9 protein-coding genes are annotated in these 16204 nt (G+C 69.5%); 6 read left to right on the top strand and 3 right to left on the bottom strand.

Annotated elements, in window-relative coordinates:
* A partial coding sequence (locus tag ACFQ7F_RS39760; RefSeq protein ID WP_383282250.1) for a type I polyketide synthase occupies window positions 1-2224 on the bottom strand: 2224 nt, incomplete at its 3' end.
* A 254-nt stretch (window positions 2225-2478) separates the two neighbouring features.
* Between ACFQ7F_RS39760 and ACFQ7F_RS39755 the strand changes: the two genes are divergently transcribed.
* The 4 genes from ACFQ7F_RS39755 (at window position 2479) to ACFQ7F_RS39740 (ending at window position 9458) form a co-directional block, all read left to right on the top strand.
* A complete protein-coding gene (locus ACFQ7F_RS39755; RefSeq protein ID WP_383282247.1) occupies window positions 2479-2853 on the top strand; it encodes a nuclear transport factor 2 family protein in 375 nt (124 codons plus the stop codon).
* Between the two features lie 162 nt (window positions 2854-3015).
* A complete protein-coding gene (locus ACFQ7F_RS39750; protein ID WP_383282244.1) occupies window positions 3016-3726 on the top strand; it encodes a YcnI family protein in 711 nt (236 codons plus the stop codon).
* Window positions 3727-3823: 97 nt separating this feature from the next.
* A complete protein-coding gene (locus ACFQ7F_RS39745; protein ID WP_383282241.1) occupies window positions 3824-5371 on the top strand; it encodes a GMC family oxidoreductase in 1548 nt (515 codons plus the stop codon).
* A 100-nt stretch (window positions 5372-5471) separates the two neighbouring features.
* The gene (locus tag ACFQ7F_RS39740) at window positions 5472-9458 is read left to right on the top strand and encodes an amino acid adenylation domain-containing protein (RefSeq protein ID WP_383282253.1); all 3987 of its coding nucleotides are present in this window, start codon (window positions 5472-5474) and stop codon (window positions 9456-9458) included.
* A gap of 95 nt (window positions 9459-9553) precedes the next feature.
* On the opposite strand, the gene ACFQ7F_RS39735 is transcribed toward ACFQ7F_RS39740, so the two are convergent.
* Both ACFQ7F_RS39735 and ACFQ7F_RS39730 read right to left on the bottom strand, forming a co-directional pair.
* Window positions 9554-9772: a heavy-metal-associated domain-containing protein gene (locus tag ACFQ7F_RS39735; RefSeq protein ID WP_383282237.1), complete on the bottom strand. Its 219-nt coding sequence runs from the start codon at window positions 9770-9772 to the stop codon at window positions 9554-9556.
* Between the two features lie 101 nt (window positions 9773-9873).
* Complete coding sequence (locus ACFQ7F_RS39730) at window positions 9874-12039, bottom strand: MMPL family transporter (protein WP_383282234.1); 2166 nt, start codon at window positions 12037-12039, stop codon at window positions 9874-9876.
* A gap of 391 nt (window positions 12040-12430) precedes the next feature.
* On the opposite strand from ACFQ7F_RS39730, the gene ACFQ7F_RS39725 reads away from it, so the two are divergent.
* Window positions 12431-15580 carry a BTAD domain-containing putative transcriptional regulator gene (locus ACFQ7F_RS39725; protein ID WP_383282231.1) on the top strand — a complete coding sequence of 1050 codons (3150 nt, stop codon included), beginning with the start codon at window positions 12431-12433 and terminating at the stop codon, window positions 15578-15580.
* A gap of 194 nt (window positions 15581-15774) precedes the next feature.
* The gene (locus tag ACFQ7F_RS39720; protein WP_383282229.1) at window positions 15775-16167 is read left to right on the top strand and encodes a nuclear transport factor 2 family protein; all 393 of its coding nucleotides are present in this window, start codon (window positions 15775-15777) and stop codon (window positions 16165-16167) included.
* Window positions 16168-16204: the final 37 nt, after the last annotated feature.

Raw genomic sequence — 16204 nt, 5'->3', positions numbered from 1 at the left:
TGGTGAGGATGGGGTCCATGTGGGGTGTGTGGAAGGCGTGGGTGGTGTGGAGGGGGGTGGTTTTGATGCCGTGGGTGTGGAGTTGGTGTTGGAGGGTTTTGAGGGTGGTGTGGGTGGCGGCGATGGTGTGGTGGGTGGGGCTGTTGTAGGCGGCGATGTGGGCGTCGGGGTGGTGGGTGAGGTGGGGTTGGAGTTGGGTGTGGGTGGCGTGGGCGGTGATCATGCCGGTGGTGTGTGGGGGGAGGGTGTGCATGAGGCGGGCGCGGGTGGTGATGAGGTGGGCGGCGTCGGTGAGGGTGAGGATGCCGGCGCAGTGGGCGGCGGTGATTTCGCCGATGGAGTGGCCGATGAGGAGGTCGGGGGTGATGCCGAGGTCGGTGAGCTGGTGGTAGAGGGCGGTGCCCAGGGCGAAGAGGGCGGGCTGGGTGTAGTCGGTGCGGTCGAGGAGGGCGGCCTGGGGGGTGCCGGGGCGGGCGAAGATGATGTCGCGCAGGGGGTGTTCGAGGTGCTGGTCCAGGCTCTGGCAGGCCTGGTCGAGGGCGTCGGTGAAGACGGGGTAGGTGCCGTGCAGGGCGGCGCCCATGCCGGGGTACTGGCAGCCCTGGCCGGGGAAGAGGAACACCGTCCGGGTGGTGGGCGTGCCGGGCCCGGTCACCAGGGCCGGGTGCGGCAGCCCCCGGGCCAGCGCCGTCAGCGCGGCCAGCGCCGCCGGGCGATCCCCGGCACTGACCACGGCCCGCCGGTCGAACCGGGTGCGGGCGGAGGCCAGCACACCGGCCACCCGCTCCAGCGACAGCGCCGGATGACGCACCAGATGCGCACGCAGCCGCTCCCCCTGCGCCGCCAGCGCACCCGGACCCCTGGCCGACAACACCAACGCCACCGGCCTCCCAGTCTCACCCACTTCTACCACCGGCACCCCCGACGAAGGCGCGGCGGACAACACCATGTGACAGTTCGTGCCCCCCATGCCGAAGGAGCTGACGCCCGCCGTACGGGGGCCCTCGCCCGGCCACTCGGTCAGCGTGGTCTGCACCCTCAACCCCAGCTCCGGGAGCGGGATGGACGGGTTGGGGTGTTCGAAGTTGAGGCTCGGGGGAAGCTGGGCATGGGTGAGGCTGAGGGCCGTCTTGAGGAGGCCGGTGATGCCCGCGGCGCCCTCCAGATGGCCGACGTTCGTCTTCGCCGAACCGACCCGCACGGGATTGTCCTGGGTTCGGCAGGACCCGAAGACCTCACCGAGGGCTGCCGCCTCCACCGGGTCACCCAACCGCGTCCCCGTACCGTGCAGTTCGACGTAGGCCACCTCATCGGGGCCGACTCCGCTCAGCCGCTGTGCCGTGCGGACCACCTCCGCCTGCGCGGCGACGCTGGGGTGGGTCAGCGTGTCCGTGGCACCGTCGTTGTTCACCGCGCTGCCACGGATGACGCAATAGACGAAGTCCCCGTCGGCCACGGCCCGGTCGAGCTGCTTCAGCAGGACCACGCCGCCGCCTTCCCCCCGTACGAAGCCGTTGGCCCGCGCGTCAAAGGTGAAGCAGCGGCCATCCGGTGAGAGAGCTCCGAACTTGGATGTGCCGATCGTGCTCTCGGCGGCGAGGTTCAGGTTGACACCGCCCGCCAGGGCCAGCGTGCACGTGCCCGCGCGCAGGCTCTCGCAGGCCATGTGCACGGCGACCAGCGACGACGACTGACCGGAGTCCACGGCCAGGCTGGGGCCCCGCAGCCCGAAGGCGTAGGAGACTCGGTTGGCGATCACGCTGCGATGCGTACCGGTCACGGAGTGCCGGGTCTGCGCGTCGGGGTCACGCCTGCGCGCCAGTGTCGCGTAGTCGTCCCACATCACGCCCGTGAAAACGCCGGTGGCACTGCCGTGCAACGTGTCGGGCACGATGCCCGCGTCCTCCATGACCTCCCAGCTCAGCTCCAGCATGAGCCGCTGCTGCGGGTCCATGGCCGCGGCCTCCCGCGGCGAGATGTTGAAGAATTCCGCGTCGAACAGATCGACCCGGGGCAGAAAGCCGCCGCGCCGCGTGCCAGGATTCGCCGGCCGCGCGGCTTCGTTCCCCCCAGGAAGGTTCCAGCGATCCGCCGGCACCTCCCCGACCGCGTCCACCCCCTCACGCAACAACGTCCAGTACGCCTCGGGGTTCTCCGCGCCCGGCAGCCTGCACGCCATGCCGACCACAGCGACCGGAACCGTCGAATCCGGTCCGTCACCCAAGGCCCGCGACCCGTTCCGGTCACCCAAAACGCCCACAGCCCAGCCCCTCTGTCGATTTCTGTCCCAGCCACCCATCCTTGGGCAACCGCAACGCACTGAGCATCTCCGAGATTGCTTGTGTGAATCCCGCGGCGTGATAACGGAGTTCGGGTTGCAGGCACCCGCCACCCCTGGTTTACTCAATTCAAGTTCAGGTACCCCCCGGGAGTACTCTCCGGATCGGAATGGGAAGCACCGTGACCTCTGTTTCAGACATGAGCACCGAGAAACTCCTCGAGGACATGCTCTCCTCTTTCAATGACGAAGCGCTCTTCAGCGAGGACGAGACCGGTTCGGTCATCGACCGTTACTACGCACCTGACTTCGTAGAGGTCAGCGACGGCATCACCATCGATCGCGCGCGCCTCATCAAGCACATCCGCCCGGTGCGCAAGCAGTTCGCCGGCGCCGAGTTCAAGGTGCAGCAGGCGCTGCGCGACGGAGACCACGTCTCGGCCCGCTACACGATCCGCGCGACGACGAAGACCGGCCAGACCATCGACACCGAGATCTTCATGTTCGCAGATCTCACGCCGGACGGCCGCTTCCAGCGGGTCGACCAGATCACGCGCACCCTGCCCGCGGAGTAGCCCTCACTCACCGTGCACGCTGTCCGGCCCGTCGGTCCACCGACGGGCCGTCCGCATTCCCCGCCCTGACGTGGCAACTTGGGAGATGCTTGAAGGTCCGTACTTCCGCAAGAATCCGGATGCCTTGACCTTGAGGTCTCATTCGGTAACGGAAGGACGATCATGCACAGAGCGTTCCCCAAGATCACCGCGGCCGTGTTGGGTGCTGCGGCGATGACGCTTGCCAGCAGCATTCCCGCTTCGGCCCACGTTTCCGTCAGCGGCCCCGACGCCACGGTTGCCGTCGGCAGTTTCCCGACGCTGACGTTCCGCGTTCCGACCGAGGAATCGAACGCGTCCACCGTGAAGTTGCAGATCATCCTGCCGAAGGACGCCTCGCAGAAGCTGCCTGTCGCCCTCAACCAGCCTCACACGGGCTGGAAGACCACCACAACCGGGAGCGGCAGCACCCCGGGCGCGGGGGTGACTTCCGTGACCTGGACGGCGACCGCCGGTGGCATCAAGCCGGGTGAGTTCGACGAGTTCAAGCTGGCGGCCGGCCAGGTACCCGACACCAACGTCATCTATTTCACCGCGATACAGACCTACAGCAACGGCAAGGTCGTGCGCTGGGACCAGATCCCCGAGCCGGGCGGTGAGGAGCCCGAGCACGTCGCCCCGAGCCTGAAGGTCGTCCCCAAGAGCACCTCTGCCGATACCACCAAGGCGGCGACCGCCACGCTGGGCAACCACGCCACGGCGAGTGAGGGCGGGTCCTCGGACGGAGTCGGCTCGTCGGCCGCGACGGGCGCCGCTGCCGCCGGCGTGCTCGGCGCCGGTGGCGGTCTGCTCTGGTTCCGGCGCCGTGCACAGCGTTCCGACGCGAACGCCTGATTGATCCACGGCGCCATCGATCGCGGGAGCCCAGTGTCCGTCGGCCGTTACCGGCCGGCGGACCGGTTCCGTTGCGCACCCAGGAGGAGTTGACGACGTGCCGAATGCCGCTTGGCACGAGGTGGTGGTCGGTGCCGGATCGGCTGGCGCCGTGCTCGCTGCCCGCCTCACCGAGAATCCCGACCGCAGAGTGCTGCTCCTGGAGGCCGGGAACGAGCGGCTCACGGAACCGGCCGCCTCAGCCCCGCTCGGCACCTCCATACTCTCCGGCCACAACTGGGACTACACCGCGTACCGGGGGGTCAAAGCCGAGGGACGGCAATTTCCCTACGGTGTAGGTAAGTTACTGGGCGGCTCGTCCGCCGTGAACGGCGCGATCGCACTGCGTGCCCTGCCCGGAGATTTCGACGCCTGGGCCGCGGCCGGCAATCCGGAGTGGGCCTGGCCGGCTGTCCTGCCGTACTTCCGCACGCTGGAGACCGACGCCGACTTCACGGGCGAGGCACACGGCAGCAACGGCCCGGTGCCGGTCCGCCGCTCGGCGCCCGACCTCCTCGACCCCGTGGCTTCGGGTTTCCTGGAGGCATGCCGGGAACGCGGCATCCCCCTCGTCGAGGACATCAACGCCTCGGACGTCGGGGCGAGCCGGCTGCCCAGCAACGAGCACCGTGGACGCCGGGTGTCCACAGCCGACGCCTACCTGGAGCCCGCACGGTCCCGGCCCAACCTCGACGTGTGGACCGGGGCGACGGCATCCCGGGTGCTCTTCGACGGCGACCGGGCCATCGGCGTCGAGGTGTTGCGTGACGGTATCCGCACCCGGGTGTACGCCGACCGTGTCACGCTCTGCGCCGGCGGCATCAACACGCCTCTCATTCTGGAACGTTCGGGAATCGGCGAACCCGAACGAGTCGCCAGGCTCGGCCTGCCGGTGGTCACGGAGCTGCCCGGCGTAGGCGCGGACCTGGCCGACCACGCGGCACTGGTCATCTGGGGTGTCCCGCAGCCGGGCTCCTGCCGACCCACCTCACCGCGTCACCAGGTCCTGGCCCGGGTGGCGAGCGGCCTCGACCGGTCAGGACCGTACGACGGCGGGCCCGACCTGGCGCTCTTCCTCGCCGGCAATGTGGCGGCGCGCACCGTCCCCGACATCGCGACGATCACCGACGCCGACACCCTTGTGGCGCTCTCCACCATGCTGCTCGCCCCCGCCTCCCGGGGGTCGGTGCATGCCTCGGGCCCCTGGCCCGACGACCGGCCGACCATCACCCTGGGACTCGCCACCGACCCGGCGGACGTGAGCCGCCTGATGACGGGCATGCGACTGCTCTGGTCCTTGCTCGACACGGCACAACTCTCCTCTCACGTAAAGGAGATGCTCGTGTGGACACGGCGTATGGCGGACGACGACGTGCGGCTTCGGCGGTCGGTCGGCCGGTTCACCACTCCCATGTGGCACCCCTCCGGAACGGCCCGGATGGGCCCGCCGACGGACGGCTCCGCGGTCGTGGACCAGCGCTGCCGGGTGTACGGGACCGAGGGGTTGCGGGTGGTGGACGCCTCGGTCATGCCTGTTCCGCCGCGTGCCCCGACCAACCTGAGCTGCATCATGCTCGCCGAGCGCATGGCGGCTTCGACGGACTGACGGATCGGCGGACGGGGCGGGGTGAGGGACGCGGACGCGCCGTCCGGCGGCGAGCACATCACCTGACCACGTGAGAACCTGGGAGTGCACTGTGAGTGAGATGGACCTGAACGGCCAGGACCGCGCGGACGAGTTTCCGCTGACGGACATTCAGTCGGCGTACATCGTGGGCAAGAGCCGGCTGATGGAGCTCGGCGGCATCCAGCAGTACTACATCGAGCTGGACTCCGTGGGATTTGACGCCGCGCGGGCCGAGCACGCCCTGAACCTGGTGGTCCACCGGCACGAGACCCTGCGTACCGTCATGCAGGAGTCGGGATACGGACGCGTGTGCGCACCGGGTTCGGTGCCGCGCGTACCGGTGACGGAGGTGGACCTCACCGGACTCGATCCGCGGGCCCAGGAAGAGGGGCTGCGCAGCACGCGGGAGCGGATGACCGGCGAGGGCCTGGACCCCACCGGCTGGCCGCTGTTCGAGGTGGTGGCGAGCAGACTGCGCCGGCACAGGACGCGGGTGCACTTCCGGTACAGCCTCATCCTCGTGGACGCGCCGAGCCTCAACACGGCCGTGACGGAGTGGCTGGAGCTTTATCACGACCCGGCTCTGCAACTCCCGCCGGTAGAAAGGACGTTCCGCGAATGGCGAATGGACCTCCTGGCTCACGAGAAGGGCGAGGACTTCCAGAAGCAGCTGACGTACTGGGGGGACCGGCTCGACACTCTGCCCGAGGCTCCCCAGCTGCCCCTGGTGAAACAGCCCGCCGGCATCGAATCGGTGATGTTCACCGCCCGCACCGCCTATCTCAGCAGGGAGCAGTGGAAGCAGTTCCGCGTCAACTTCCGTAAGCACAAGGTCCTACCGGCGACCGCCCTGATGCACGTGCTCTCCGAGGCCCTGGCCTCCTGGGCCTCGGCACCGCACTTCTGTCTGAACGTGGTGCACCTCAACCTGGTGGCCCGTCACAGCGGCCCACCAGCGGTGGGGCAGCGCACAGCGACGCTGCCCCTGGAAGTGGATCACCGCGGGGACACGGGCTTCTGGGAGCGGGCCAAGGTGCTGCAGCGCCGGCTGTGGAAGGACATGGCGCACAGCGACGTGACAGGGGTGCGGATCAGCCGGGAACTCGCGGCCCGCAGCGGCTGGACGCAGCGCGCCTCGTTCCCCTATGTGTTCACCAGCAACCAGGGCCCCGGCTGGGACACCCCGCCCGCGAGGCGCAGGCCCGCCTTCCGCCCTGTCGAGCGCGTCCAGCACACCCCGCAGGTCCTCCTCGACAATCAGGTCCGCGACCTGCCCGACGGCGGCCTCGCCTCGAACATCGACTTCATCGACGATGCTTTCCCGCAAGGCCTGCCCGAGCTGCTGGTCGCCACCTATCAGCATCTCCTCGATGTCCTGTCCCGGCCGGACGGGGCGGACCAGGAGCCCGACCCGGTACCGGCCACCCACCGGGCGCTGATCGCGTCGGTCAACGACACGGCGGACGAGCTGCCCGCGGGCCGTCTGGAGGAACGCTTCCTGCGCCGGGCGGCCGAGCACCCCGAAGCTCCAGCAGTGCTCACCGACGAACGCACCCTGACCTACGAAGAGTTGGAGTCACGCTCCCGTGCGGTCGCCCATTGGCTGCTCGACCTGGGGGTGCACCGCGGAGACATCGTGCCGGTGGTCATGGTCAAGGGCTGGGAGCAGGTGGTCGCGGCGCTCGGCGTGCTGCGGGCCGGCGCCGTCTACGTACCGATCGACGCACGTATGCCCACGGGGCCGATGCACGACCTGCTCAAGGAGTGCTCGGCACAGGTGGTCCTCGCCCAGTCGCACGCCGAGCCCGACCTCACGCCGGCGCCACGTCCCTTGCCGGTGCTCCATGTGGACGGGGCCGGGCCTGCGACACGTGCGCTGCCCGACGTGACAGCGGCACCCGACGACCTCGCCTACATCATCTACACCTCCGGCTCCACCGGTCGCCCCAAGGGCGTGATGATCGAGCACGGCGCCGCCTTGAACACGGTCATGGACATCAACGAGCGGATCGGACTGGGTCCGGACGACCGGGTGTTCGCCATCTCCTCGCTGGCCTTCGACCTGTCCGTGTGGGATGTCTTCGGGACCCTGGCGGCCGGTGCCGCCCTGATCCTGCCCGCCCCGGCGCCGCTGCCCGACCCGATCGCCTGGGCGGCGACCGCGCATCGCCACGGCGTCACGGTCTGGAACTCGGTGCCCGCGCTGGCCGAGATGATCGTCGAAGTGGGTGAGGAGCGGCCGGAGTTGAGCTCGGCCCCCATCCGCGCCTTTCTGCTCAGCGGCGACTGGGTGCCCACGGCGCTCCCCGGCCGTATGCGGCGGCTGTGGAGCGAGGTGCGCACCATCGCCATGGGTGGCGCCACCGAGGCATCCATCTGGTCCAACATCCACGAGGTGGGTGAGGTCGATCCCGCCTGGCGCAGCATCCCGTACGGAAAGCCTCTGAAGAACCAGACGATGCGGGTGCTCGACCACCGTCTGGACATCCGCCAGCCCTGGGCGATCGGACAGATCCACATCGGCGGCGTCGGTCTGGCCCGTGGCTACTGGCAGGACGAGGAGCGCACCGCGGAGCGTTTCATCACCCACCCGCGCACCGGGGAACGGCTCTACCGGACGGGTGACCTCGGGCGTTACTGGCCGGACGGGACCATCGAGTTCATGGGACGCGAGGACCGCCAGGTCAAGATACTCGGGTATCGCGTGGAGCCGGGTTCGGTGGAAGCGGCGCTGCGTTCGCATCCGGGGGTACGCGAGTGCGTGGTGTGCGTCGACGACTCCCCCGGCGGGCAGCGGCGCCTGGTCGCCCTCGCGGTTCCCGAGCCGGGCGAACAGGGGGGTGGGCTCGACAGCACGGCGCTGGTGGCCCATCTGCGGCGGCATCTCCCGCACTACATGATCCCGGGCCGGACGCACATCGTGGACCAACTCCCGCTGACGCCCAACGGAAAGGTCGACGCCGCGCGCGCCCTGGAGCTGCTGCCCGCCGCCGAGCCCGTTCCGGCCGCGGACGGTCCGGCGGCCGACGACGATCCACGGCTGGGGCAACTGGCCAAGCTGTGGACGGAGCTGCTCGAGGTGGAGTCGGCAGGGCCGGACAGCAACTTCTTCACGCTGGGCGGCAATTCACTGCTCGCCCTGCGGATGGTCAACCGGGTGCGGGCCGAGCTCGGCGTCGATCTTCCGCTCGGACGGGTCTTCGAAGCACCGACGGTGCGGGAGTTCGCGGCCTGTCTCGACGAGGGTGCGGACACCGGGCGCAGACCGTCGTGCGGTGTGCGCCTCGCCGATGGCGTCGGTCAGGAGCTGGTGCTCTTCCACGTGATGGGCGGTTCCGTCGCCCCCTATCTCCCCCTGGCGATGGCGTGGCCGGGGCCGGTGCACGCGTTCCAGAGCCGGCCGCACGTCGACACTTCGGAGGAGGCGTTCGCCCCCGACCTCGCGACCATGGCCGAGGCGTACGCGCAGGAGCTGCTGCGCCGTCGGCCGGAGGGGCCCTATGTGCTGGGCGGCTGGTCGATGGGCGGCTTCATCGCGTACGAGGTGGCCTGCCAGTTGCGCGAGTCGGGGCATGAGTCGTACGTCTTCATGATGGACAGCCGGTTCACGGACCTGCGGGTCGCCCAGACCGAGGTGGGCCGGCATCTGGCGTTCCTCGTCACGCTGTCACTCGGCCCGCCGCCCGAGGCGGCGGTGGCCGCGGTACAGGGTGCGGGACCGGACATGCTCGCCCAGGTGGCCCGCGATGCCTGCGTGGCCCATGGACTGCTGCCCGCCGAGGTCGATGTGGCCGGCTATGAACGACTGCTGCGTGTCCAGCTGCACGAGACGAGGCTGACCGCGGCATGGCGCCCCGGCCCGCACAGCCAGCCGGTGCTGCTGTTCGACGCGGCCGAGGAGCCCCAGCCGGACACGGTTCCCGCCTGGCGGACGGCCTGCCCGGACATCGAGGTGGTGCGGGTGGCCACCGATCACGCGGGCATCGGCCTGCCGCACCGCCAGGAGGAGATCGCCCGTCACGTCACCGGCTGGCTCGCGGGCGGGCTCCGCGACCGGCCGGCCTGACCCGTCGGCCGGTCACGGCCGGGACGCGGGAACACCGAAGGCCAAAGGGCGCCACCCCGAGGGGTGGCGCCCTTTCGTGCTGTGCGTCTGCGCGGTCAGGCCGAGCGCGCGAACTCGTATCCGATGTCGTCGAGCACCTTGGCCAGCTGAACCTCGTCGAGCGCCTCGTCCGAGTTGACGGAGACCCGACCGGACTGGACCTCGACGGTCACGTCGCGCACACCACCGAGACTGGTGATGGCTTCCGTGACACTGCTGGCACAGTGCTGGCAGACCATGCCCTCGACAGTGTAGTCCGCGGTGACACCCTCCATGAGCTACTCCCGTCATCGATATCTCCGGCACGGCACATCAGGACCGTATACCGCCTGGGGGTATTCAGTTTACCGCAGGTGCCTCACTCGCACCCGCGGAATCAGCGGTCGCCGACGAGGTCCTTCTCGCGCCGCACCGCACCAACCGGCTCCGCTTCGGCCGGTGCTTCCAGAGCGACGCGCGGCAGCGCCTTGTCCAGCCATCCGGGAAGCCACCAGTTGGCGTTGCCCATCACGTGCATCAGCGCGGGCACGAGCAGCATCCGGAGCACGAAGGCGTCGACGGCGACAGCGCCGGCGAGCGCGACACCGGTCATGACCGCGGCCTGGTCCCCGCTGAGCACGAACGACGCGAACACACAGACCATGATCAGCGCTGCACAGTTGATGACCCTGCTGGTGTCCGAAAGGCCCACCCGGATCGCGCGCGCGTTGTCCTTGCCCCGCACCCACTCCTCATGCATCCGGCTGACCAGGAACACCTGGTAGTCCATGGAGAGGCCGAACAAGAGCGGGAGCATGAACGCCGGGATGTAGGAGGTGATGGGCCCTTCCTTGCCGAGGCCGAGAGCGTCCAGGCCCCAGCCCCACTGGAAGACCGCCACGATGATGCCGAACGCGGCACCCGCGGCCAGCAGGTTCATCACCGCGGCCATCAGCGGTACGACGATGCTGCGGAACGCGATCATGAGCAGCACGGCGCCCAACAGCGCGATGACGGTGATGAACAGGGGCAGCCGTTCCGTGATCTCCGACGCGAAGTCCTTCTGCACCGCCGTGTTGCCACCGATGTCCACCCTGAGGGTGCTGCCGCGCTCGGCCGCCGGCACCGTGGTGTCGCGCAGTTCGTCGATCAGGCCATCGGTCGCCTCGTCCTGCGGCGCGTGCGAGGGCACCACCTGGTAGACCCGGGTCGTGGACGCCTCCGGCACGGCCACCTCGGTGACGTTCACGACGCCCTCGGTGTCCCGCACCTTGTCGACCAGGCCGTCGAGCGCACGTACATCGCGCTCGCCGCCCGGCACATCTGCCACCAGTTGCAACGGACCGTTGAAGCCCGGGCCGAAGCCGTCGGCGAGCATGTCGTATGCCTTGCGCGTGGTCTGCGACTCGGGCTGGTTGCCCTGATCACTGGCGCCCAGGCGCAGCGAGAACGTGGGGAGGGCCAGCACCACCATCGCCGCGACGGCGACCGCGGCGACGACCCTCGGGCGGCGGCCGACGAAGGCGGACCAGCGCACCGACAAGGCGTAGCCGTCCACCTCGGACACGGGCCCCGCGGCGGCCAGCGCCCGCCGCTCGCTGCGACTCAGTACCTTCATCTTGAACAGGGCGAGCAGCGCGGGCAGCAGGGTGACCGAGCTGAGCATGGTGAACAGCACCGTGATCACGGTGGCCACGGCGATGCCGTTCAGGAACTGCATGCCGAGCGTGAAGATGGCCAGCAGGGCGATGCACACGGTGCCGCCCGCGAACAGCACCGCGCGCCCCGAAGTGTTGAGCGCGCGTTCGACGGACTCGCCGACGTCCATTCCTGCCTTGAGGTTCTTGCGGTGCCGGCTGACCACGAAGAGCGCGTAGTCGATGCCGACACCGAGACCGACCAGCGAACCGATGACCGGCGCCGAGTCGGGCAGGCTCACCCCGTGGGCGACCAGGCCCAGCAGCGAACCACCGGTGGCGACGCCGAACAGCGCGTTCAGGATGGGCAGCAGCATCGCGATGAACGAGCGGAAAGCGATCAGCAGGACCACGCCCGCGGCCAGGACCCCGATCAGTTCCGCGAAGCCCTCGGCAGGCTGCTGCGCGTACTCGATGGCCTGACCGCCGAGTTCCACGCGCAGACCGTCGGTGCGAGCCTCCTCGGCCCGTTCGACGACATCCTTGGTCTTGTCCTTGTCCAGGTCGAACGCCTGCTTCTTGAACGTGACGTCCGCGTAGGCGACCTTTCCGTCCTTGCTGATCCCCCCGGCGACCTTGTCGGTGTACGGGCTCAGCACGCTGCCGACTTCGGGCATCTCGGTGATGTCGTCGAGCAGATCGGTGATGCGCGCGCGTACCGCGGCGTCACGGACGCTGCCGTTCTCCACTTCCCACACCACGCGGTCGGTGTCACCGGCCTGTTCGGGGAATGCCTTCTCCATGCGCTCCGTCGCACGCGTCGACTCGGTGCCGGGGACGTCGAACGCGTTGGAGTACGCGCCTCCTGCTGTCGCGCCCACGGTCGCCGAGCCGAACAGCGCCACGAGCCACAACAGAAGGACCACAACTCGGTGTGTGCAACACCATCGTGCCAAGGCAGTCATAGCGCTCCTGTGCTCTCTCGTAAGGAATTGGGAAAAGGCCTGGCCCGCCCCGGCGTGGCGGTCAGGCACGGCACAGGGGGGAGCGAAACCGGGGGTGAGGGGAGGGGGCGACAGGCGTCAGGAAGCCCGGGGGGATTGTCAGGCAACCCGCGGCCCCGCCCCCTCCCTATGTCGGCTGTAGTGCCCGCCAACACGCTCAAGGCTGCCCTCCGGCGCTCACAGATCGCTGTCATATCGCTCGCACGGAAGCTTCATTCCCAGCTCACACGCGGGCTGCGGATGACACCATGGGGTCATGGATGTTGGCTGTCTTGGACCGCTCGAGGCCCAATCGGGGGGGAAGCCCGTCACAGTGAGCGGAGTTCGGCTCCGCACGCTCCTGATCAGGCTGGCCCTGGAGGCAGGGCGAACGGTTTCGATCGGCTCGCTGGCCGCGGCGCTGTGGCCGGACGACCTTCCCGTCAACAGCGCCCACGCGGTGCAGTCGTTGGTCAGCCGCCTGCGCAGGGCGCTGCCGACGGGCACCCCGCTGGAGTCGTCCACCAACGGCTACTGCCTGGACATCCCGCAGGACGCGGTCGACTCACTGCTGTTCGAGAAACTGGCCCGTGAGGGGAGCCGCGCCCTCCAGAAGGGCGAGCCGCAGGACGCGATCCGTGTGCTCGACGAGGCGCTCGGCCTGTGGCGCGGGGAGCCGCTCGCGAGCATGTCGGCGTCTGCCTACATGACCGGAACCGTCGCCCGCCTCGAAGAACTGCGGCTGACCGCGCTCGAGGACCGCGCGACGGCGCGCGTCCAGACCGAGTCCGAACTACCCCGGCTCATCGCCGATTTGGAGTCGCTCGCCGCGCTGCATCCACACCGCGAGCGGCTGAGGACACTGCTGGTGCGCGCCTTGCATGCCGACGGCAGATCCGCCGAAGCCCTCGGCGCCTACGAACAGTTCCGGACCTGGCTCGCCAACCAGCTCGGCACCGACCCCTCGCGGGATCTGCAGGAGACCCATCTCGAGGTGCTGCGTGGGCATCAGGGATCGGTACAGCAGCTTCTGGGAAGTCGGCGGGACAATCTGCGCGCGGAGCTGACCAGCTTCGTCGGCCGAGAACCGGAGCGTGAGCGGCTCTCCGCGCAGTCCGCCGACAGCAGACTGATCACCCTCGTCGGCACAGGCGGCACGGGCAAGACCCGACTCGCCAAGGCCGTCGCCGGTGATCTGGTGGACGGCACACCCGGCGGCGTATGGCTGGTCGAACTCGCGGCGGTGACGAACGACGAGGACGTGTCCCCCGCCGTGCTCGCCGCCCTCGGCATTCGCGCCGTGGGCCTGTCCGAGGCCTCGGGCAGTCCGCGTGCCGTGACCGACCAACTCGTCGAGGCACTGTCCGCGGTGCCCACCGTGCTCGTTCTGGACAACTGCGAGCACGTCGTAGGCGCCGTGGCGCATTTGGCCGACGAACTGCTGGGACAATGCCCCCAGTTGACGATCCTGGCCACCAGCCGCGAGCCGCTCGGCATCCTCGGAGAATCACTCTTCCCGGTGCCGCCGCTCGGCCTCCCGGAGCCCGGCGCGCCCACGCAGGAGGTGGTCAACCGACCGGCGGTGCGACTGTTCACCGACCGTGCCGCCCGGGTCCGCCCCGACTTCACGGTCACCGACGAGAACGCCGGAACCGTCGCCGAGATCTGCCGCAGGCTCGATGGCCTTCCGCTGGCCATCGAGCTGGCGGCGGCCCGCCTGCGCACGCTATCCGTCGAGCAGTTGGCGGCCCGTCTGGACGACCGCTTCCGGGTGCTCACCGGCGGCAGCCGCACCGCGCGGCCGGCGCACCGCACGCTGCGCGCGGTGGTGGCCTGGGGATGGGACCTGCTCGACGACGAAGAGCGCCACATCGCGGAGTCGCTCGCGGTGTTCCCGGACACGATCTCGCTGGAAGCCGCGGAGAGCCTGGGCGAACTCGGTGACCGCACCCTCGACACGCTCGCCTCGCTCGTCGAGAAGTCGGTGCTCCAGGCCGTGGACGGGCCCGAGGTCCGCTTCCGGATGCTGGAGACGCTGCGTGCGTACGGCCTGGAGCGGCTGGCCGAGGCCGGTTCGGTGGACCGGACCCGGCGCGCCCACGCGCGCTACTTCCTGCGGCTCGCCGAGTCCGCGGAACCCCATCTGCGCAGCGGCTCGGGCCAGGTGCGCTGGGCCCGGACGCTCGCCACCGAGCGCGACAACCTCGTCGCCGCGCTCCACTTCGCCTGCGAGTCCCAGGACGCCGACACCGCCGTACGCCTCGGGGCCGCGCAGTGGTACTTCTGGGTCCAGCGCGGCGAGCACGCACAGGCGGCCCGACATCTGCAGTCCGCGCTGGACGTGCCGGGTGACGTCGCGCCGGAGATACGCGCCGTCGCCGCCACCGGGTACCTTCTGAACTCCATCTTCTCCGGCGACTCGACGAACGCCCGGGACGGCCTCGTCATACAGGCCGCTTCCGACCGTCCCCCTCCCGCCGAGCGGCCACAGTCCGGCTCGTACCCGGCTCTTCCCCTGCTGACGCCGCTCCTCGCATGGATCAGCGGCGACTCCGAGGCCGGTCTGCGGGCGATCGACGCACTGCCGTCGGCCCCCGAGCCGTGGACCCGGGCCATGCTCTGGCTGACCCGCTCCATGCTCACCCTCAACAGTGGCGATCCGCAGGAAGGGTGCCGCGCGCTGCGGGCCAGCGCCCGCGAGTTCAGGCTGATCGGTGAGCGATGGGGCCTTGCCACCTCGCTGACCCATCTGGGGATCGTGCTGATGTCACAGGGCGAGTTCGACGAATCCGTGGCCGCGCTGACAGAGGCGATGGTGCCGGCCCGCGAACTGGGCGGCGACGACTCGCAGCGGATCTGGCTCGCCGTGTCCCACCGGCAGGCCGGACACACGGACATCGCCCGGGAGGTGCTGCAGAGCGTGGTCGCAGGTCCTTCGTCGGCCCGCCATGTGCGCCTGGCCAGGCTCAATCTCGGCGACATGGCCCGTCTCGACGGTGAACTGGAAGAGGCCGTACAGCAGTACGCGCTGGCCAGGGACGTCGCCGCACCGGACACCTTCGACGACTCCGCCTTCGGCGTCCTCTACTGGACCGGCAACGCTCACATCACCTTGACCCAGGGCGACCTGACGACTGCTCGACCCATGCTGCGCAGAGCATTGACGGCGGCGCACGCGGCGGCCGACATGCTGCTGGTGGCCATGGTCGGCGTCGCGGTGGCCCAACTCCTGCACCACTGCCGGGATGCCGAGGCCGCGGCGACCGTCCTGGGCGCCGCCCACGTACTGCGCGGATCCCCGGACGCCGCCAACACCGACGTCTCACGGCTCACCGAATCGCTGACCGCGGAACTGGGCGACGCCGCCTACCCGGCGGCCTACGACCACGGACGTTCGCTGGGGCGCGACGACGCGGTCGCGCTGATCGAGTCCCAGCTCGACCGCACCGGACTGCTCCCCCTCATGGACGCCAGTCCCGCCTGACCCGAACCTTCGCCGCCTCTCGACACTTCACCCTCGCGGACATGGAGTTCGCTGCGAGGGCATCCTCCATGCCGTACGGCATGCGATGGTCGACGAACTGCCGGTAAATCCAACCCCCTTGGCCCGCCGCCGAGTTGAGGTGTATACCTGGGGAGGGTATTCACTCACTGACAGGCAATACCGGAAGGAACGGCATGACAGTCGAAAGCGACCGCACTCCCGAGTCCCTCGTCTCCGAATTCTTCAATTCGTATGTGAAGGAAGTTGTTTTCGGGAGCGAAGACCCGCAGCAAAGCATTGACCGCTTCTACACGCCGGACTTCGTGCAGATCGCCGACGGCACCGAGATGAACCGGGAGCAGCTCGCCGAGCACGCCCCGACCGCCAAGCAGACCTTCGAGAAGGCGCACTACGAGGTGCACGAGGCCGTGCACAGCGGCGCATCGGTGGCGGCCCGGCTCACCTTCCACGCGGTGACGCGGGCCGGCGGCGCGATGGACGTGGACTTCTATGTGTTCGCCGAACTCGCCGACGACGGCCAGCGGATCCGCCGCATCCACCAGCTGACCAGGACACACGAGGCCTGACCGGCTCGCTCACGGTCGCTCGCCGCGCACCCGCCGG

The sequence above is a fragment of the Streptomyces sp. NPDC056486 genome, from assembly GCF_042795295.1.
GTDB lineage: Bacteria > Actinomycetota > Actinomycetes > Streptomycetales > Streptomycetaceae > Streptomyces.
This window is presented reverse-complemented; position numbering and strand designations above follow the sequence as displayed.

Coding starts and splice junctions, on each gene's coding strand:
- ACFQ7F_RS39755 (WP_383282247.1), top strand. CDS start 2,479: ATGAGCACCGAGAAACTCCTCGAGGACATGCTCTCCTCTTTCAATGAC.
- ACFQ7F_RS39735 (WP_383282237.1), bottom strand. CDS start 9,772: ATGGAGGGTGTCACCGCGGACTACACTGTCGAGGGCATGGTCTGCCAG.
- ACFQ7F_RS39750 (WP_383282244.1), top strand. CDS start 3,016: ATGCACAGAGCGTTCCCCAAGATCACCGCGGCCGTGTTGGGTGCTGCG.
- ACFQ7F_RS39720 (WP_383282229.1), top strand. CDS start 15,775: ATGACAGTCGAAAGCGACCGCACTCCCGAGTCCCTCGTCTCCGAATTC.
- ACFQ7F_RS39740 (WP_383282253.1), top strand. CDS start 5,472: ATGGACCTGAACGGCCAGGACCGCGCGGACGAGTTTCCGCTGACGGAC.